Source organism: Marivivens niveibacter (genome assembly GCF_002150005.2).
Lineage (GTDB): Bacteria > Pseudomonadota > Alphaproteobacteria > Rhodobacterales > Rhodobacteraceae > Marivivens > Marivivens niveibacter.
In genome coordinates this window covers 233,908-253,862 of record NZ_MSPP01000003.1, presented here as the reverse complement: position 1 = coordinate 253,862, position 19,955 = coordinate 233,908, and the positions used below count along the sequence as shown (strand labels likewise).

Annotated in this window: 19 protein-coding genes; 9 read left to right on the top strand and 10 right to left on the bottom strand. The window is 55.5% G+C overall.

All coding sequences use genetic code 11. The features are described from left to right. Positions 1–15 precede the first annotated feature (15 nt). From BVC71_RS09935 to BVC71_RS09915, 5 genes are all read right to left on the bottom strand, one after another. On the bottom strand, positions 16–732 hold the full coding sequence (locus tag BVC71_RS09935; RefSeq protein WP_086451513.1) for a helix-turn-helix transcriptional regulator: 717 nt from the start codon (positions 730–732) through the stop codon (positions 16–18). Beyond that, positions 732–1,094, bottom strand: coding sequence for a VOC family protein (locus tag BVC71_RS09930; protein ID WP_165767754.1), 363 nt, complete (start codon positions 1,092–1,094; stop codon positions 732–734). The genes BVC71_RS09935 and BVC71_RS09930 overlap by 1 nt, the downstream gene beginning before the upstream one ends. A gap of 90 nt (positions 1,095–1,184) precedes the next feature. Beyond that, a complete protein-coding gene (locus tag BVC71_RS09925) occupies positions 1,185–1,802 on the bottom strand; it encodes a class I SAM-dependent methyltransferase (protein ID WP_086451511.1) in 618 nt (205 codons plus the stop codon). Between the two features lie 92 nt (positions 1,803–1,894). Further along, on the bottom strand, positions 1,895–2,779 hold the full coding sequence (gene purU, locus BVC71_RS09920; RefSeq protein ID WP_086451510.1) for a formyltetrahydrofolate deformylase: 885 nt from the start codon (positions 2,777–2,779) through the stop codon (positions 1,895–1,897). 153 nt (positions 2,780–2,932) lie between these two features. Next, positions 2,933–3,496, bottom strand: a complete 564-nt coding sequence (locus tag BVC71_RS09915) for a DUF1285 domain-containing protein (protein ID WP_086451509.1) — start codon at positions 3,494–3,496, stop codon at positions 2,933–2,935. A 69-nt stretch (positions 3,497–3,565) separates the two neighbouring features. On the opposite strand from BVC71_RS09915, the gene BVC71_RS09910 reads away from it, so the two are divergent. Genes BVC71_RS09910 through BVC71_RS09895 form a run of 4 tightly spaced genes read left to right on the top strand, consistent with a single transcriptional unit; the run spans position 3,566 to position 10,237 of the window. Then, on the top strand, positions 3,566–4,570 hold the full coding sequence (locus BVC71_RS09910) for an AAA family ATPase (protein WP_086451508.1): 1,005 nt from the start codon (positions 3,566–3,568) through the stop codon (positions 4,568–4,570). Continuing rightward, the gene (locus tag BVC71_RS09905; RefSeq protein WP_086451507.1) at positions 4,567–5,439 is read left to right on the top strand and encodes a DUF58 domain-containing protein; all 873 of its coding nucleotides are present in this window, start codon (positions 4,567–4,569) and stop codon (positions 5,437–5,439) included. The genes BVC71_RS09910 and BVC71_RS09905 overlap by 4 nt, the downstream gene beginning before the upstream one ends. Next, positions 5,439–8,174: a DUF4159 domain-containing protein gene (locus BVC71_RS09900; protein ID WP_086451506.1), complete on the top strand. Its 2,736-nt coding sequence runs from the start codon at positions 5,439–5,441 to the stop codon at positions 8,172–8,174. The genes BVC71_RS09905 and BVC71_RS09900 overlap by 1 nt, the downstream gene beginning before the upstream one ends. After that, positions 8,171–10,237 carry a hypothetical protein gene (locus tag BVC71_RS09895; RefSeq protein ID WP_086451505.1) on the top strand — a complete coding sequence of 689 codons (2,067 nt, stop codon included), beginning with the start codon at positions 8,171–8,173 and terminating at the stop codon, positions 10,235–10,237. The genes BVC71_RS09900 and BVC71_RS09895 overlap by 4 nt, the downstream gene beginning before the upstream one ends. On the opposite strand, the gene BVC71_RS09890 is transcribed toward BVC71_RS09895, so the two are convergent. Continuing rightward, positions 10,234–10,923, bottom strand: coding sequence for a DUF599 domain-containing protein (locus tag BVC71_RS09890; protein WP_086451504.1), 690 nt, complete (start codon positions 10,921–10,923; stop codon positions 10,234–10,236). The two genes, BVC71_RS09895 and BVC71_RS09890, sit on opposite strands and share 4 nt — an antisense overlap. A 102-nt stretch (positions 10,924–11,025) precedes the next feature. On the opposite strand from BVC71_RS09890, the gene BVC71_RS09885 reads away from it, so the two are divergent. Both BVC71_RS09885 and BVC71_RS09880 read left to right on the top strand, forming a co-directional pair. Next, positions 11,026–11,832, top strand: coding sequence for a trypsin-like serine peptidase (locus tag BVC71_RS09885; RefSeq protein ID WP_240516830.1), 807 nt, complete (start codon positions 11,026–11,028; stop codon positions 11,830–11,832). 127 nt (positions 11,833–11,959) lie between these two features. Beyond that, complete coding sequence (locus tag BVC71_RS09880) at positions 11,960–12,412, top strand: Hsp20 family protein (RefSeq protein ID WP_086451503.1); 453 nt, start codon at positions 11,960–11,962, stop codon at positions 12,410–12,412. A gap of 91 nt (positions 12,413–12,503) precedes the next feature. Here the strand turns inward: BVC71_RS09880 and polA are convergent, their stop codons facing one another. After that, positions 12,504–15,311, bottom strand: a complete 2,808-nt coding sequence (gene polA, locus BVC71_RS09875; protein WP_086451502.1) for a DNA polymerase I — start codon at positions 15,309–15,311, stop codon at positions 12,504–12,506. A 41-nt stretch (positions 15,312–15,352) separates the two neighbouring features. On the opposite strand from polA, the gene BVC71_RS09870 reads away from it, so the two are divergent. Continuing rightward, positions 15,353–15,814, top strand: a complete 462-nt coding sequence (locus tag BVC71_RS09870; protein ID WP_086451501.1) for a hypothetical protein — start codon at positions 15,353–15,355, stop codon at positions 15,812–15,814. Here BVC71_RS09870 and BVC71_RS09865 read toward each other — a convergent pair whose 3' ends face one another. Further along, positions 15,815–15,997 (bottom strand): zinc-finger domain-containing protein, encoded by a 183-nt coding sequence (locus BVC71_RS09865; RefSeq protein ID WP_086451500.1) that lies wholly within the window; start codon positions 15,995–15,997, stop codon positions 15,815–15,817. A gap of 95 nt (positions 15,998–16,092) precedes the next feature. On the opposite strand from BVC71_RS09865, the gene BVC71_RS09860 reads away from it, so the two are divergent. After that, the gene (locus BVC71_RS09860; protein WP_086451822.1) at positions 16,093–17,025 is read left to right on the top strand and encodes an ABC transporter ATP-binding protein; all 933 of its coding nucleotides are present in this window, start codon (positions 16,093–16,095) and stop codon (positions 17,023–17,025) included. On the opposite strand, the gene BVC71_RS09855 is transcribed toward BVC71_RS09860, so the two are convergent. Then, positions 17,026–17,388: an HIT domain-containing protein gene (locus BVC71_RS09855; RefSeq protein WP_086451499.1), complete on the bottom strand. Its 363-nt coding sequence runs from the start codon at positions 17,386–17,388 to the stop codon at positions 17,026–17,028. Positions 17,389–17,396: 8 nt separating this feature from the next. Next, positions 17,397–18,974 (bottom strand): DUF5928 domain-containing protein, encoded by a 1,578-nt coding sequence (locus BVC71_RS09850; protein ID WP_086451498.1) that lies wholly within the window; start codon positions 18,972–18,974, stop codon positions 17,397–17,399. 151 nt (positions 18,975–19,125) lie between these two features. Between BVC71_RS09850 and BVC71_RS09845 the strand changes: the two genes are divergently transcribed. After that, on the top strand, positions 19,126–19,944 hold the full coding sequence (locus BVC71_RS09845; protein WP_086451497.1) for a sulfotransferase family protein: 819 nt from the start codon (positions 19,126–19,128) through the stop codon (positions 19,942–19,944). Positions 19,945–19,955: the final 11 nt, after the last annotated feature.

The following is a 19,955-nucleotide window of genomic DNA, read 5'->3' as shown; positions in this document are numbered from 1 at the left end:
AACACCAAAGGCGCCTTACGGGGCGCCTTTTCCTTTGGGCGGGCGCGGATCGTTTTTGATGCGGTCCGATTGGAAAAAATCACGCAAGGTTTTGCCGCGTTCGTCGCGGAAGACTTCGCCAATTTGTAGATCCACAACGCGGTCCAGACGGAACATCCGAAAATCGTTGCGCAGTTCGCACCAGCACACCATCGTCCAGACCTTGCCCCAATACCAAACGCCCAAAGGCCGCACGGTGCGATGGGAAACCGCGCCCTGTTCATCGCGATACGCCATTGTCAGCGATTGGCGCAAATGAGCCGCCTGTTCGACCGTATCAACGTGCCGCCGCGTGTCGTCGGTTAGGTCATTCATATCCACGGTGTTGACCTGAACGCTATCGATCCGCGATTTCAGGTGGTCAGGCAGGACGGAGGCGATTTTCACAATCGCTTCGGTCGCATTTAGGCCCATCTGCTTGCCGCCCCAAACCTCGATCATGCGTGCGCCTGCGACCAAAGCAATGATTTCGGATTCCGAAAACATCAAGGGCGGCAGGTCGAAACCTGCGCCCATGATATATCCTGTCCCCGCTTCGCCCGTGATGGGAACGCCGCTGGCCATCAGGTCAGTGACGTCGCGGTAGATGGTACGCTTTGATACTTCGAGCCGATCTGCCAATTGCGCAGCCGTGGTCAACCGACCACCGCGCAGCAATTGAACGATTTCAAACAGGCGATCGGCGCGGCGCATCAGGCGGCAGGTTCGAACAGGCCGACGCGGTTGCCGTCGATATCCCGCGTATAGGCGATTTTGCCAAATGGCATGGTCAGGATGTCGCCCTCTAACGACCCGCCGTTTTGTTCGGCGCGTTCAACGGCCGTTTCAACAGATCCCGCGACCATGACGTGGATCACCGATTGGTTCGCCACGTGATTTTCGGCTGGGATCAACTGGAAACCGGTCACAGAATTATCGCCGAACACATAGGTGGTCGTTGCGGCCACATCGCTGACATGGGCGGGGCGGTTCAGAACGGCCTGATAATAGGCGACCGATTTTTCCAGATCAGAAACGGCAAGTTCGGTCCAAACAACAGCTGGCATGGTGGTCATTTTTGTATCTCCTAGAGTTGTGATGCACTCTATGTGACACACCCCTGCTGACAGCATACTGTCAGCATCCTGCCAACCATTGCCAGTTTTTTATTCGGGCTTTCGCCAGACCGCACCAATCACCGACGACATTCCAGCATGACCCGCCCCTTCGGCCATTTCCAAATCGTCCTGTGACATGCGTTTTAGCGTGAAATCGGCAAAAGCCTCTTTCAACAGATCCGCGGTATATAGGTGATCAGGGTGACGCGGGCCGCCAGACGTGTTGTTCAACTGTTCAATGCGGTAGCCAACAATGACCAGCGTCCCACCCGGTTTTAAGGCACGGCGCATACCGGCCCATTTGCGGGCTCTTTGTTCGGGATTGGAAAACTGGGTGAAAACCTCGACTACGACATTAAATGCGTTTTCGGGATAGTCCCAGTCATGCGCGTCGCCGATCATCAGATTGAGCGAAACATCAAACTCTGCCGCCAGATCCGCCGCCCGTTTCTGCGCAGTTGGAGACACGTCAACCGAAGTAACGTCCAACCCGTGCCGCGCAAGCCAGACGCCATTGCGCCCTTCGCCATCCGCCACGGCCAACGCGGTCCCATGGTTTGGCAGCAGATGGGCCACTTCGGTCAGAAAATAGTTCGCCGTTGTTCCGAACAAATAGCCGTCAGCGTTCGCGAAACGATCATCCCAGTCCAATGGGGGTAGGCTCATGGCAAGCTCCTTTTGCCCCGAATTTAAAACCCCAATCCGCCAAAGAAAAGGGCGGCAAAGTGCCGCCCGATCAAACCAATCTGATGCTGAGATCATCCCATGCGTTCGGACGCATAAGCGCCAGGAGAGGCTGGGAAAACCACCGTTTTATTGCCATTTAGGAACACGCGGTGCTGGACGTGCGCGTGAATTGCGCGCGCCAGAACTTGGCTTTCGACATCGCGGCCCAGCGACACATAATCGGTTGCGGCTTGCGCGTGCGTCACCCGAACAATGTCCTGTTCGATGATCGGGCCTTCGTCCAGATCGGCGGTGACATAGTGCGACGTCGCACCGATCAGTTTCACGCCGCGTTCGAACGCTTGTTTGTATGGGTTCGCGCCTTTGAACGATGGCAGGAACGAATGGTGAATGTTGATGATCTTGCCCGACATCTTCTGGCACATCGCATCCGACAGAACCTGCATATAGCGCGCCAGAACGATCAGCTCTGCGCCAGTGTCTTCGACAACCTGCATGATCGCCGCTTCGGCTTGCGGTTTGTTTTCTTTGGTCACTTTGATGCAGTGGAACGGCAGGTCGTGGTTCACGACGACCTTTTGGTAATCCATGTGGTTCGAAATGACCGCGACGATATCGATTGGCAACGCGCCGATTTTCCAGCGATACAGCAGGTCGTTCAGGCAGTGACCGAAACGGGACACCATGATGATGACCTTCATTTTTTCGGCTTCGTCATGGAACGCAAAATCCATGTCGAACTGTTTCGCGGTCTCTGCGAAACCTGCCTCTAGCTCGGCCTGTTCTTTGCCCGTTTCAGCGGTAAAGCTGACGCGCATAAAGAAATTTCCGGTCTGCGCGTCGTCAAACTGCGACGAGTCAGTAATGTTACAACCCTGATCAGCCAGATAATTGGCGATCGCAGCGACGATGCCGCGGGTCGATGGGCACGTAACGGTAAGAGCAAATTTAGACATGGATCACTCCGGATTAGATTTACCCTGTGATACACACCAAATCGTCAGGCGAAAGGGGCGCGAAACGTCATTTTTCGTCTTGAAACGTCATTTGCGCAGACAAATTGCGACTTTGTTTCCCTGTCGCGGCCTGCGTTCACGATAGGAACCAGATTAATCCAGCGCGTCCGCCGCCATGAGCGGGAAAAATGCGCCACCCGAAGTCACCCCGAAATGGTCGCCCTGCACATGGGCCAGATCGACCAGACGGTAGAACGATTTGCGGTCGATCAGCGCCCATAGGTTTCGACGGATCAAAACATAGGGCGACGGTTCACCCGTTTCAGGATCAGTTTCCATGCGGATCGGATGATCTGCCCCCGCCAGTGCCTGATCGCCCACGTTATTGGTGAACAACAGCCCGTCAGGCGTGACATCGAAATCAATTGCAACGAACGGCGCGTCATCAACGGTGATCCTCACCTTTTCGACGGGCGTCACTAGAAAATAGTCATCCCCATCGCGCCGAATGATTCCTGAGAATAGTTTCACCATTGCGTGCCGTCCGATTGGCGTGCCCATGTAAAACCACGTCCCGTCCCGCGCGATCCGCATGTCGATGTCCCCGCAAAACGGCGGATTCCATTTTTCGACAGGCGGCAGGCCCTTTTTCGATGCGGCCTGCGCCGCCGAAGCAAGGCTTTGTGCCGAAGGGGTCACAATCTTTTGTCCAGTCATGTTTTTGCCATTGGGATCAGTGGTGATATCTGGTTCTCTAACAACATAGAGTGACCTAGGAGCATTGTCATGGCCGCACCCACCGATCTGGTTGTTGAAATCGAAAAGCTAAGTGAAAAGCTGGTTCTGGCCCGTGATAGCATTTCCAAACGGTTCATTGGACAGGAACGTGTCGTCAGTTTGACGTTGGCCGCATTGGTTGCAGGTGGTCACGCATTGCTGGTCGGCCTGCCTGGTCTGGGCAAAACCCGACTGGTTGATACGCTATCCACCGTCATGGGATTGGACGGCAGCCGCATCCAATTCACGCCCGACCTGATGCCCGCCGATATTCTGGGGTCCGAAGTTCTGGAAACAGCCGCTGATGGGTCGCGGTCATTCCGTTTCATCGAAGGCCCCGTTTTCTGTCAGCTACTGATGGCCGACGAAATCAACCGCGCGTCCCCGCGGACGCAATCCGCGCTGCTGCAAGCGATGCAAGAACGCGAGGTTACCATCGCAGGCCAGCACCGCCCATTGGGCAAACCGTTCCACGTTCTGGCCACCCAAAACCCGCTGGAACAAGAAGGCACCTACCCATTGCCAGAAGCTCAGCTGGACCGTTTCCTATTGCAGATCGACGTGCCCTACCCGACCCGTGACGTGGAACGCGATATCCTGATCGCCACCACAGGCGCGGCAGAGGAAGACGCCCATGCCGTTTTCACCGCCGATGAATTGATCGCTGCGCAGGCGCTGCTGCGTCAGATGCCCGTTGGTGAAAACATCATGGATATGATCCTTGATCTGGTGCGCGCATGTCGCCCTGGCCCCGATGCACCCGCTATCGTCAATGAAAACGTGGCATGGGGCCCTGGCCCACGCGCGGCGCAGGCGCTGATGCTATGCGCTCGGGCCGAAGCATTGATGAACGGCCGCCTAGCCCCATCGCCCGAGGACGTCCGCGCATTGGCCGCGCCCGTTCTGATGCACCGCATGGCGCTGACATTCGCAGCCAAAGCACGCGGGACGACTTTGGATGAAATCATCGACGCCACCGCCGATCAGTTCACGGGAACCGAGGCCGCCGCTTGACCGACCCAATCACCCTACGCGCCAGTGCGGAAACCGTCGCCGCATCCCTGCCCGCACTATTGGCGCAGGCGGATCAATTGGCATCGACCGTAATCATGGGCGAACACGGACGCCGCCGCGCGGGCATGGGCGATCATTTCTGGCAATACCGCCCAGCGCAAACATGGGACGAAGCGCGATTGATCGACTGGCGCAGATCAGGCCGTTCCGACACGACATATGTGCAAGACAAAGAATGGCAGATCGCCCAAACGGTCATGATGTGGATCGACAGGTCGGCGTCTATGTCGTTCAGCTCTGCCGATAGCCACCCGACCAAAGCCGCCCGCGCTGGCGTTTTGATGACCGCCTTGTCCCTGTTGCTGCTACGGGGCGGCGAACGCGTTGGCGTCATCGGCGCCGATATCCCCGCCCGCCGCGGTGAGGCCCAGTCGATGCGCATCGCCGAATGGGTCGCGCAGGCCGATGGATCGGATTATGGATCGCCCGACGATGCGGGCATCCTGCCGAATTCGCGCGCGGTCTATATGTCGGATTTCATGGGCGATCTGGCCCCGCTGGAAACGGCCCTAACCCGCGCAGCAGATCGCGGCGTCAGCGGCACCCTGTTTCAAATCCTAGACCCAGCCGAAGAAGATTTCCCATTCGACGGGCGCACGGTTTTTCAGTCAATGGGCGGTAGCCTGCGGTTTGAAACGCAAAAGGCGGGCGACCTGCGCACGCGATACCGTGAACGTCTGGCCGAACGCAAAGATCGGATTGCAGCGCTGGCCCGAACCGCTGGCTGGCAATACGGCACGCACCACACAGGCGACAGCGCGCAATCGGCCCTTTTGTGGCTCTACACCGCGACGGAGCAGACACGCTAATGGTACTATTCGGCACAATAGGCTTTACCGCGCCATGGTTACTGGTCGCTTTGATCGGCCTACCTATTTTGTGGGTTCTGCTACGAGCCGTGCCGCCTGCGCCAATCCAACGCCGTTTCCCCGGTGTAGCGCTGCTATTGGGCCTGCAGGAAAAAGAGGTTGAAACCGATCGTACGCCATGGTGGCTGCTTGTTCTTCGCGCACTGGCGATTGCAGGACTGATCATCGGATTTGCTGGCCCGATCTTAAACCCCGAAACACGCTCTGCCGGATCAGGGCCATTGTTAATCATCGCCGATGGCACTTGGGCGGATGCACCAGATTGGTCAATGCGGCTGGATCAAATCGAATCCAAAATCGCCGAGGCCGCACGCAACGAACGCACCGTTGCAGTTGCGACACTGACGGACCTGCCAACAGACCTGCCATTCATGTCCGCAGACGTCGCTTTGCGGTCGGTTGCAAACCTTTCCCCAGCCGCATGGGACGTTCCAGAAACGGCGGCAAATTGGGCAGCGGCACAAAACGGATCATTCGACACCTATTGGCTGTCTGACGGAATAGATCGCGACGTGCGCGGCGATATTCTGGCCGCATTACAAGATCGCGGAACCGTCACCGTTTTCGAAACGAACCGCCCTGTCGTGGGGCTGCGCCCTGCGGTGATTGACGGCGCGACCGTAACCCTAAGCGCTACGCGAACACATGGCGGCCAAGCAGATTACACCGCCCACGCCATAGGTTTGGACCCAGCAGGGATCGAACGCGAACTGGCATCTGCGCCAATTATTTTCGCTGATGGTGAAACCGGAACGACCACCGAATTCGATCTGCCCCCCGAACAGCGAAACCGCGTCACCCGTTTTGTCATTTCGGGAATAAACAGCGCAGGGGCTGTGACATTGACGGATGACAGCCTGAAACGCCGCGAAATCGCATTGGTATCTGGCGGGACCAGCACCGAAAGCCTGCAATTGCTATCGCCCCTACACTATCTACGCGAAGCGTTGCGCCCTAATGCCGACCTGATCGAATTACCTCTCACCGATGCCATTCCTGCCAATCCAGATGTTATTGTTTTGGCCGATGTGGCAACAATTTCGCCCTTGGAAATTGAATTACTGACCGACTGGATTGAACAAGGCGGCATGTTGTTACGCTTTGCTGGGCCGCGACTGGCAGCGGCTGAGTTTTCAATTGAGGCGGACCCACTACTGCCCGTCCGGCTACGATCCGGGGGCCGCAGCGTCGGCGGAACAATGAGCTGGGGCGAGCCCAAAACGCTCGCGCCTTTTGCAGAAAACAGCCCGTTTGCGGGACTGCCGATCCCAGCAGACATCGCAGTTTCCGCTCAGGTAGTCGCAGAACCTGATCCGACACTATCCAGCCGCGTGATCGCGCAATTGACCGATGGAACGCCGCTTGTGACGCGCGATACGTTAGGCGCGGGCCAAATTGTGTTGTTCCATGTCACCGCGAATGCCGAATGGTCTAATTTACCGTTGTCAGGGTTGTTCGTTCAAATGCTCGAACGCCTGTCGGTCATCAGCGGCAATACCGAACCATCTGCTGAAATTTTGGCTGGATCGTTTTGGACACCGGCGCAAATCCTGATGGCAGATGGCACATTACGCAGCGGCGCTGATCTAGCAGGAACAACAGGCGAAGATTTAGCTGCTTTCACGCCATCCGCAGACATTCCGCCAGGTCTATACACCAGCGAAGATCGCGCCATCGCGTTGAATGTGATCGATGCCGAACGCCAAATCGCACCCGCCACATGGCCTGCTGACATCACAGTCGAGACAATCACAGATGCACCGGAAACGCCTTTGATGGGTTGGTTTTTGGCCGCCGCACTGGCGCTGTTGTTTGTAGACATCATCGCAACATTGGGCCTGTCTGGGCGACTGCGGGGCGGGATCGTTGCGGCATTTATTGCGGCTATGATGATGCCCAATGACGCCCAAGCGCAATCGGATGCAGCCGCAATTGCTGCAACATCCAATGTGGTTTTGGCGCATGTCATTACAGGCGACGCTGCAGTCGATGACGCAGCCTTCGCAGGGCTGTATGGGTTATCGGATACTTTAACCCGCCGCACCTCTATCGAACCGGACACTCCCGTGGGCGTGAACATCGAAACGGATGAACTGTCGTTTTTCCCGCTGATCTATTGGCCGATTACAGCCAACCAACCGATGCCCAGCCGAGACGCCTATTCCAAACTGAACGACTATCTACGTTCTGGCGGGATGATCGTATTTGACACGCGCGACGCTGATTTTGCGCAGTATGGCACCACAACGACCGAAGCTCGTAAACTGCAAGCCATTGCCGCGGGCCTAGACATCCCCCCCATCGAACGCATGCCAGCGGATCATATTTTGACCCGTACATTTTACCTGCTTCAGGATTTTCCAGGGCGCTACAACGGGCGCGATATCTGGGTCGAAGCCTCAGTGAACGCAGGCAGTGAAATCGACGGCATGCCATTTCGCAATCTGAACGATGGCGTCACTCCGGTCGTGATTGGTGGCAACGATTGGGCTGCAGCATGGGCGATGGATGACACAGGTAGATTTCTATTCCCAGTCGGGCGCGGCAATGCAGGCGCACGACAGCGGGAAATCGCGTTCAGGTTCGGGGTCAATCTAGTGATGCACGTGCTAACTGGGAACTATAAATCGGATCAGGTCCACGTGCCTGCATTGTTGGATAGGCTTGGCGAATGACCGATATTGTCTTTGATCCGCTGCTTCCTTGGGCTGTGATTGCTGGGCTAACCGCCGCCGCGATCGCGTTTTGTCTATTCTCGGCGCTGCGCGGCAGTGTCGGCTGGTGGCTGCGCGCATTGGCGGCGATTGCAATCCTAACGGCGCTGGCGAACCCAGCGTTGAAATCGGAAAACCGCACAGCATTATCCGACATCGTTTTGGCGGTGATCGACGAAAGCGCGAGCCAACGCATCAACGGGCGCGATGACCAATCGCAGGCCGCGCTGGAAAACCTGCGCGAACAGATTGCGGGACTGCCGAATACCGAACTGCGCGAAATCACTGTGCGTGACGGTGAACAGGACAGCGGATCGCGAGTTATGACCGCTTTGTCCAGCGCCCTAGCTCAGGAACCCACTGGTCGTATCGCGGGGGCTTTTGTCATTTCCGATGGCCGCATTCATGACATGGACCGCGCCCCTTTGATCGAAGCGCCGGTTCATTTGCTGCAAACAGGTCAGGATACCGATTGGGATCGCCGATTGATCGTCCGAAACGCGCCCGCATTCGGCATAATCGACGAACCGATCACATTGACCCTGCGCATCGAAGACCAAGGCGCCGCCCCACAAACCGGCGGGTTGGCTCAGCTTGCTATCGCAATTGACGGTGGGCGACCGTTCCTGTTCGACATTCCGATCGGTCAAGATATCGAGGTGCCGATCACCCTGCCCCACGGCGGCATGAACGTTCTGCAATTCACCGTTCCAACAGAAGACGGCGAACTGACCGACCGCAACAATGCCGCGGTCATACAGATCAATGGCGTGCGCGACAGGTTGCGCGTGCTACTAGTGTCGGGCGAACCACATGCAGGTGAACGCACATGGCGAAATCTGCTAAAATCCGACAGCAGCGTCGATCTTGTACATTTCACAATTTTGCGTCCACCCGAAAAACAGGACGGCGTGCCCGTCGATGAACTGTCGCTCATCCCGTTCCCGACCCGCGAACTGTTTTTGGAAAAGATCGATGAATTCGATCTGATCATCTTTGACAGATATCGTCGTCGCGGGATTTTGCCGAATTCGTATTTGGAGAACATTCGCTACTACGTCGAAGACGGCGGGGCATTGCTGGTTTCGTCTGGTCCCGAATTCGGTGGTGCTGACAGCATTTATCGGTCGGCCTTGGGCGATATCATTCCGGGTGCCCCAACCGCGCAGGTCATCGAACAAGGGTTCACCCCAATCATCACCAAACTGGGCGCACGCCATCCTGTGACCGAAGGGTTGGAACAGTTCACCACAGTTGCCCCCGATGGAACGCCCGAATGGGGACGGTGGTTCCGATTGGTTGATGTTATTCCATCGCCCGATGCGACCGTCGCAATGACAGGTGCGGATGAACGGCCGCTGTTGGTTCTAAACCGCGTGGGCCAAGGCCGTGTGGCGCTGATGACCTCTGACCAATCTTGGCTATGGGACCGCGGTTTCGAAGGCGGCGGCCCCCAGCTAGAACTGTTGCGCCGGTTGGCCCACTGGATGATGAAAGAACCCGAGCTTGAGGAAGAAACGCTTTGGGCTGAAGTGAACGGCGACACAATCCGTATCATTCGTCGCACGATGTCGGATTCCATTGGCGATGCGACCGTTGCCGCGCCCGATGGGAGCGAACAGGTCATCGCGCTTGAACAAACCACCCCCGGCCGTTTCGAGGCAGAATATACCGCCCAAGAATTGGGGTTGTTCCGCATAACCGAAGGTGATCAGGAAACCGTCATTGGAGTCGGTCCAGCCGCGCCCAAAGAATTCGAACAAACAATCGCGACTGACAGCGTGATAGACCCCTATCTGGATCAAACCGGTGGCGGTGCGTTCCGACAAGAAACGGGTGAGTTTAACATCCGCGCGGTCCGCGAAGGCCGCATTGCTGCCGCCAGCAATTGGTTGGGCGTGACACCGCGTGGGGCCTATCTGACAGCCGATGTGTCGATCATCCCATTGGTTCCAGCGTGGCTGTTTTTAATTATCGCTGCGGCCTTGGTCGTTGGCGCATGGCTGCGCGAAGGGCGCCGTTAACCGTTCATCAAAATATCACGAGGGGCCGAGGCAAATTCGCGGCTCCACAACAGATACAGAACGCCTACGGTTGATAGGATCAGCATAATCGGCCCCATCAACCATCCCAATGCGCCCAACGCAAAATACATGGCCCGCAACCCGCGTGTAAAATTGATGGATGCCCTAATATTCAATTGCGCGGCTTGCTCTGACCGATGTGCCCCGCCTTTGGTTCCGGGGTGTTGGACAGTGCCCATGACCACCGCACAATAACCGAACAAACGGTGTGCCCAGACAAATTTCAAAAAGGCAAAGGTCAGGAAAAAACCAACCAAAATCAATTTCAACTGCCAGACGAACACAGGATCATCCGCGTTTGCAAATTCTTGCGCAACACCGCGCAGCTGATCCGTATTGCCGATCAAAGCAATCACACCACCGATCGCAAGGATCGAGGTAGATGCAAAAAACGATGTCCCCTGCCGCAAGGTACCCATCATCTGCGCGTCAAAGATACGGTTATCGCGGGCTTCGAACGCTGCCATCCATTCACTGCGATAGGACGCCATAAGCGAAGACACCGATGGCTTCGTGCTAGGTGGATGTTCGATGACCCACCCGACAGCTGCCCAAGCAAGCAAAATGAAAATCGCGGCGAAACCGTCGCTAAGTGTGAGCAAAGTCAGGTGGTCTATCAAAGTCATAAAACCTGATTATCGCGCGGCAAAATCTTAGGCAATAATCCGTTCCAAATACCTGCCATGTGCCATAAAGATGCCTGATATCCCTGCGATAGAATGCACATGATGAAACGCGCCAAAAATGTCTGGAAAATGCTCTGTGCCTTTATGGTTTTTGCAGGGGCTGGCGGGGCATGGGCGCAATCCACCGTACTGAACGAATTGACCAGCCGCCAAGACGGACGGCAATGGGCGTCGGTTGGACGGTTGGATATTGCAGGCAAAGGGTTTTGCACGGCATCTCTGATCCGCGAAGACCTGATTTTAACAGCGGCTCATTGTATTTATGACCGCGACAACACCGCCATTTCTGCAAATCGTTTTACATTCAGCGCTGGACTACGCGAAGGCCGCGCCGAAGCGTACCGCAGCATTGCGGGCGTTGTTGCGCATTCCGATTTCCGTCCGGGTGGTGCGATCGAGGCGTCAGAGGTCGCGCATGATTTAGCACTCCTGCGTCTTACGCAGCCTATCCGCCTGCCATCGCTGGCCCCTTATCCCATTGCAGGCAGCCCACGGCGCGGCGATACTGTTGGTGTCGTATCTTATGCCAAAGGCCGCGAAGAAGCCCCGTCATTGCAAGAAATTTGTGACGTGTTGGGGCAGCAGGACGGAGTTATCATTCTGACCTGCGAAGTTGATTTTGGCGCATCAGGGTCGCCCGTTTTCCGTGACAACAATGGAATTTTGGAAATCGTTTCGATTGTTTCCGCAATGTCGGAAACCAATGGGCGTCCGATCTCTTTGGGTGCCAGCCTAGGTGCGCCGCTGGATGCTTTGGTTCAAGAAATTGACGACATGCAGACAGGGTTACCGCAGTCCATCACCCCTGGTCAGCGCCGCGATACAGGCGCGAAATTTATTCGCCCCTAACGGGGTTGAAACCCGATTTACCCGTACACAAATAAATTTCACAGGATGCCAAACGGGTCCTGTCATGTAACCGCCTGTCCATGATGGAAGGCATAATTATCAGTTGTCGCTCATTGGAGGATGACCCATGCGAAGCTTTGACCTAGCACCCCTTTACCGCGCCACCGTTGGCTATGATCAGATCGCCGATTTGATGGACCGCGTGATGACAAACGATAGCCCAAACCAAAGCTATCCCCCCTACAACATCGAAAAAACCGACGAACAGGCATGGCGCGTGACGCTGGCCGTCGCAGGTTTTGCCGAAGACGATCTGACCATCGAATTACGCGAAAACACGCTGTTCGTTTCTGGTGCCAAAGACAAAGAACCAGAAACGACCTATCTGCACCGCGGGATCGCCACGCGCGCATTCAACCGCCGTTTCCATCTGGCCGACCACGTTCAGGTCACCAATGCGGCGCTGGAAAATGGGCTGCTGCATATCGACCTGAAACGCGAAGTGCCCGAGGCGCTGAAACCGCGCCGCATTGCGATCAGCAAAGCATCGCAGACGATTGAAAACGAACCGCTGAATTAAGGCGCAGCTCTGGGTAAAGGTTCCTCCCCCTACTTTGCCCATTGTCGCCTAAAACAAAGGCCCGTCAGGTGATCTGGCGGGCCTTTTCGTTTTAATGTGCTTCGGCCCAGTTCGCGCCGGTGCCTGCGTCCACGCTTAGCTTTACATCCAGCTTCACCGCCGGATCGCTGGCGTTTTCCATCACGTCGCGGGCAACGGCGATCAGGTCATCTTCGGCGCCCTGATCGACCTCGAACAGCAATTCGTCGTGGACCTGCAAAAGCATTTTCGCGGGCAGCTCGCTGATCGCGTGATCCATGCGGATCATAGCGCGGCGGATGATATCGGCAGCGGTGCCTTGGATCGGCGCGTTGATTGCCGCGCGTTTGGCAAAGCCTGCCTGCGGGCCTTTAGCGCCGATTTCAGGGGTATGGATTTTGCGGCCAAACAGCGTTTCAACGTAGCCGTGTTCTTTGGCAAAGGCGACGGTTTCATCCATATAGGTACGGATGCCGGGGAAGCGTTCGAAATAGCGGTCGATGAATCCCTGCGCCTCGGCCCGTGGGATACGCAAATTCCGCGCAAGGCCAAAGCCAGAGATGCCGTAGATCACACCAAAGTTGATCGCCTTGGCCTGACGGCGGATATCCGAAGTCATCTGATCCATCGGCACATCGAACATTTCTGACGCGGTCATCGCGTGGATGTCTTGCCCGTCGCGGAACGCTTGTTTCAGCGCGTCGATACCCGCGACATGGGCCAGAATGCGCAGTTCGATCTGGCTATAGTCCAACGCAACGATGGTTTTGCCCTGTTCAGCAACGAACGCTTCGCGAATGCGGCGGCCTTCTTCGCTGCGGATCGGGATGTTTTGCAGGTTCGGATCGGTCGACGCCAATCGGCCCGTGGATGCGCCCGTTTGCAGATACGACGTATGAACGCGGCCCGTGTCGGCATTGATGTGGTTTTGCAATGCGTCCGTGTACGTCGATTTCAGTTTCGATAACTGACGCCAGTCCAGTACCTTGCGCGGCATTTCATGTTCGGTCGCCAGATCCTCTAGGATGTCAGCGCCGGTGCTATAGGCACCGTTTTTGCCCTTTTTGCCGCCCGGTAGGCCCAGATCGTCAAACAGGATTTCGCCCAGCTGTTTGGGGGAACCAACGTTAAAATCACGCCCAGCGAGCTGTTTGATTTCATCCTCTAGTCCAGCCATTTTCTGGGCAAAGGCGTTGGACATACGCGACAGGGTATCGCGGTCCACCTTGACCCCTGCCATTTCCATCCGCGCCAGAACGGGCACCAACGGACGTTCCAGCGTTTCGTAGACGGTCGTGACCTTTTTCTGGTGCAGTTGCGGTTTGAACAATTGCCACAGACGCAGCGTGATATCTGCGTCTTCGGCGGCGTATTTCACCGCGTCATCGACAGGCACGCGGTCAAAGGTGATCGCGGATTTACCGGTGCCCAGCAGCGATTTAATCTCGATCGGGTTGTGGGACAGATATTGTTCCGACAGCGCATCCATCCCGTGTCCGTGCAGACCGGCATTCAGCGCATAGGACATCAGCATCGTATCGTCGATTGGCGCGACATTCACCCCATAACGAGCCAGAATTTTCGCGTCATATTTGATGTTCTGACCGATTTTCAGGATGCTTTCGTCCTCTAGCATCGGTTTGAGGATTTCCAGCGCCTCGTTCATGTCCATCTGACCTTCGGCCAGAGCGTCACCGCCGAACAGATCATCAGCGGCGGACGATTTATGACCCAGCGGCACATAACACGCCTGCCCCGCGACCGAAGACAGCGACACGCCGACCAAATCAACGACCATTTCGTTCAGGCCCGTGGTTTCGGTATCAAACGCGACATATCCGACCTCGTACGCTGCAGCGACCCATTTGCGCAGGGCATCGGCGTCGCGCACGCATTCATAGGCATCGGCATCAAACGGCACCTGCGCTGGGGCATCAGCGGCGATTGGGTCTGCGCCTTCGGGCGTTTTGTCAGGGATCACAGGGCTGTCGACGCCCATTTTATCCGCGATGCGTTTGGAAACGGTGCGGAATTCCATGGCGGATAGGAAACCCAACAACGCCTCTGGTTCTGGATCGCGGACCTCTAGATCATCAATGCTGAAATCCAGCGGAGTGTTACAGTCCAGTTGAACCAGACGTTTCGACACTTCGATCTGTTCGCGGTTGTCGATCAGGGTCTGACGGCGTTTAGGCTGTTTGATTTCGCCAGCACGATCCAGCAAAGTTTCCAGATCACCATATTCATTGATCAGCAAAGCAGCGGTTTTGATCCCGATCCCCGGCGCACCGGGGACGTTATCGACGCTATCGCCCGCCAGCGCCTGCACATCGACCACACGTTCGGGGCCGACGCCAAACTTTTCTTCGACACCTTCGACTCCGATGCGTTTGTTTTTCATCGGGTCCAGCATTTCAACACCGCCGCCGATCAGCTGCATCAGGTCTTTGTCCGATGACACGATGGTCACGCGGCCGCCCAGATCACGGGCCTGACAGGACAAGGTGGCGATGATGTCGTCGGCCTCGTACCCTTCGATTTCGTGGCACGCAATGTTGAACGCGCGGGTCGCGTCGCGGGTCAGTGGGAACTGGGGCACCAAATCTTCGGGCGCTGGGGGGCGGTGCGCCTTGTATTGGTCGTAGATTTCGTTGCGAAATGATTTGCCGGAATAGTCAAAGATAACAGCCACGTGGGTCGCCGCATCGGGGCCTGAATTACCCTCGACATAGCGTTGCAACATGTTCACAAATCCACTGACGGCACCAACAGGCAGACCGTCAGATTTGCGGGTTAAAGGGGGCAGCGCATGGTACGCGCGAAAAATGAACGCCGATCCATCGATCAGATGCAAATGGCACCCTTTTCCAAATCCGCTCATGACCTGCTCCTATTTCCAGTATTCGTTAAAGGGTTTTTGACATGTTCCGCGTCCTGCTTCTAGTCGGCATTACGGCTTCTTCGGCTGCAAATGCACAATCACGTACGTCGTGCCACCTGACGGACGACAACAACAACTGTAACCGCGTTGTGGCCTGCGTCGGCAACGAAGGGACATGGTTCAACGGACGCGCCTTTGGCCGCGGCGAGGGTGAATTTTCAGGCAAGATGTCAGACGGCACCGAATGCAACGGCACATGGATGTCGCAAAACTGGATGGGACTGGGTCAGGCAGACGTGACGTGCGAAAATGGCAACAAAGGCCGCGTTTATTACACGTACCAAGACCCCTACACGGGCACCGCCGTTGGGCGCGGGTCAATGGCAGACGGCACGCCCATACGGATTTGGTCGGGCACGCATGTGCTCGAATATCTACGGGGGGATACGGGGGAACGGATCGCCTACCTGCCGTGCGCGGGCGGCGATATTCCGATCAGCTGATTATTCAGCCAGTTCCGGACGCGATGCGTGAACGTATTTCGCATCGCAGTACGGGCATTCTACATAACCGTCTTCGTGTGGGATTTGCAGCCAGACGCGTGGGTGGCCCAAGGCACCTTCGCTACCGTCACATGCGACTTTCCAAGTTTCGACGATTTTGGTTTCTGGTGCAGGAATTGTCATCACTAAGCCTATATTGGTTGTCGCTGGACACTCTCCGCTTTAGATCGTGATTGAACCTATATCAACCCCGTGCGCTGAAAATGCAGGAACCGAACATGACAGAAAATGCCATCGAAATCACCGGCCTGCGCAAAACCTATGCCGCAACTGGCCGATCCGATGCGAAAGAAGCGTTAAAAGGGATCGATCTGAACATCCCACGTGGATCTATTTTCGGGCTTTTGGGGCCGAATGGCGCTGGAAAATCTACGATTATCAACATTTTGGCGGGGCTGGTGAACAAAACCGACGGCAACGTGAAAATCTGGGGTTTCGATCAGGACGTAAATCCGCGCCAATCCCGCGCCGCCATCGGCATCATGCCCCAAGAGCCGAACCTTGATCCGTTTTTCACGCCTCGCGGCAGCCTAGAGGTGCAGGCGGGCCTATACGGCGTGCCAAAATCGCAGCGCAAAACAGCAGAGATTCTGGAACTAATCGGCCTAACAGACAAAGCCGAGGCTTATGCGCGGTCCCTATCGGGCGGGATGCGTCGCCGTTTGCTATTGGGCAAAGCGCTGGTTCACGCGCCGCAAATTTTGGTGTTGGACGAACCAACAGCGGGCGTTGATATCAATCTGCGTAACATGCTGTGGGCCAATGTGCGTCGCCTGAACGAAGAACTGGGGATGACCATCATCCTGACGACCCACTATTTGGAAGAAGCGCAGGAAATGTGCGACGAAATCGCCATCATCAACAATGGCGAACTGATCACGCGCGACACGACATCAAATCTGCTGGGCCGTTTGGACAACAAAACCATGGTGATCATGCCCAGCCATGACGCGGATGTTCCCGCCCTGCCCGCTGGCATCACAGGGACAAAACGCCATGACGGATCAATCGCGTTGACGTACAAACCGCGCGAAATTTCCGCCGAACAGGTTTTGTCGGTGGTCCATGCCGCCAATATCAAAATCAGCGACATCAAAACCGAAGAGGCCGACCTAGAGGACGTGTTCCTCGCCCTTACGTCGGCCAGCTGATTACTGTTCCAGCATCCGGCCCAAAACGCGGCCCGCAACGATGTGCAGATGGAAATGCGGGACCTCTTGGATGCCGTGTTCACGGCTGTTGGCGATCGCGCGGAACCCGTCGTCAACGCCAGCGATTTCGCACACTTTGGCAACGGCCTGCATGAAACAAACCTGTTCGTCGGCGGATGCGTCACGGGCAAAATGGTCAAGCGACATATACGGGCCTTTGGGGATCACCAGAATATGGGTTGGTGCCTGGGGCGCGATGTCATGAAACGCCAGCGCGTGATCGTTTTCGTAAACGGTATTGTTCGGAATTTCGCCGCGCAGGATTTTCGCGAAAATATTCTGGGGGTCGTAGTTGAATTCCATGGGTCGCCTCAGTCAACGAATAGGTGTGGAGTTTGCGCGATTTGGCGCGCGGTATCTTCGGATACGGTCAGGAATGACGCAAGCGCGGTTGCGTTTTCTTCGGGTGGTAGGGTTTCGATAATCCTGTTGTAGGATTCGAAACCGCTGTCGCGGATACGGTCGCTTTCGTGGGCTAGATCGTTGCGAACGGTTGGAATCAGGCGCGCAGTGGTTTCAGAGTCTGTTTCTTCACCCATAAGCCCCACCCGCTGGGCGTGCCCGCGGATATAATCGTCAGAGAAATTACACTGAATTTCAAGAATCTTGGTAATGGAACGATCGTTCGCAAAATCCTGCATCAGATCTAGGTTCGCTGTGTCCATACAAACAACCATACGGTCGGTTTCATGGTAATCGAACAACATCCGCATCAGCGCACGGCGGTGACGGTGACGTTTGCCCAATGTCGCCTGAATACCTCCCAGATCAGGCAGCGGCGTCGATTCTTCGTTAAACAGATAGGCCGTCACAGGAATGTTGGCGTGCTGTTCAATGGACGCAATCAGGCGTTTGGCAACGTGCCATTTTTTGCACGCCACGATCAACAGTTCACGATCACGGCCCAACGATGCCTCTGACTCCCAGAAACGCGGGGCATATCGTCGTCCTTCGCGTCCGCGGCCCGTCAGGAATTTGAATAGGTTCCGACCTTCGTTCGATATCGGAAAATCCGACCGTTCAGACGCATAAAGTCGCCCCAAACGTTTCCGCAATTCAGTGGCTTCGGGGCTGATCTTGCGTGCGAACAGGGAATCCTGCGCCAACAACATATCGTAGTGATCGTTATAGAACGTCACCGGCATGCCGTAGTCAGTGAACATCAAAAACGTCAAAGTGCGCGTATCAATTTCCTTTTCGGGCACCAGATGGCGCACAAGCGTTTGGAAAAATGTCTCGTCTGGAATCCACGTCGTGGAAAAGAATTTCATCACGTCTTTGCGTTGGCGCGTGAAATCAATAATCCATTCGATCGTGCGTCGGCGCAAACACCACCATTGGCTACCGATTTGCACCTGAATGTCTTCGGGGATTTTGCGCGTAAGACCGAAACGACGCTGCGCCCAGAACGACCAATAAAACAGCCGTTTATGCGTGCGTTCATTGAACCAGTGACGATAAATCAGACGCTCTTCTTTCATGCCTGTCTTGATCCAGTCGCTTTCGAAGAAATCGAAACTTTCGACGTAATCTTTGTCGTGTGAATCCAAAAAACGGTGCGCGTATTTCGCGGATTTTACGGCCATGCAGTCGCCGGACACCATGTAAAAATGGGTCGCACGCGGAAAGGCGTCTACCGCAGCTTCAATCGCATACAGCGACGCTTGAACAAGGCTCCATTCACCCCAGCCACATTTGATCCGTTTTTTCGCAAAGGTCACATTCGGATTGTCCGAAAGTTCCTGAACGATCAGATCGTAGGCCGCTTGCGGCGCGCTGGCATCAAAGTGAATCGAGATATAATCGCCAACCGCCGTCAGCTGTTCGGCCTGCTGGATGATGGCTTCGGGGTTTTTATGACAAAGTAGGATAAAGGCGATTTTTGCCATAGCGGAAACAATAACCCAGCTTGGTTCTTTTCAGTTTCCTCTAGATAGCCCAAAGAGCCATTGAAAAAACAGTGTTTCTTTGCTTTTTATGGGCGATAATATTTGACGTCGACCATCTAGGGGCGAACGGCGTGCAAAAGAAGGGAAGAGTATGGGGTTTCCGGGCACTTGGATGACCGAAAGTGAAAGCATGGTATATCGGGTTGTTCCGAAATGCGCATGTTCGTCGATCGGTCAGATTATGTTTTATTCCGATCATGGTCGTTTTTTTGATGGCGACATCCACGATGCCAACGACGGCATGCACAAATGGGCGTTTGATAGCAGCCAGCAGCTTATCACGGATAATGTGAAGGCACACAAAAGCTATGCTTTTACCTGCGTTCGCAACCCATACACCCGCATCTTGTCGTCGTTCTTTGACAAAATCTGCGGCATTCAGCGCAACGGCAAACGCTATCGCGGCAATCTGGTGCCAACCCTGATCCAGAAATACGGCATCGAAGTAGGCAGCCCAGAAGACGGTTTTGATTTTGACCAGATCCAGTCGTTCCGTCGTTTCCTATTGTTCGCCCGCGACACCATCCGTTGGAAACGTCCGATGGAACCAGACATCCACTGGTCGGCTATGTCGGGCCATATTTCCACGTTCATCGTGAACGGCGGCACCTATGACCACATTTTCTTTACCGAAAAGTTCAACGAAGGCATGCAGGTCGTTCTGGATAACTGCAAAACGGCCCATTCGATTGATCTGGCCAATATCCCACGTTTTAACGAATCCGAAGGCCACGGCCCAAAACGCGCGCATCCGGTCGAAGACTATTTCGACGATTTGTCGATGCATCTGGTGTACGAGATCTACAAAAAGGATTTCCAGCTGTTCAAATACGACTTTGAAAACCCTGGAAACAAAATGCCAATCGGCGAAGTCGATCTGGAAGAAGTTCACGCCAAATTGGGTGACTGAGACTAAAGCCG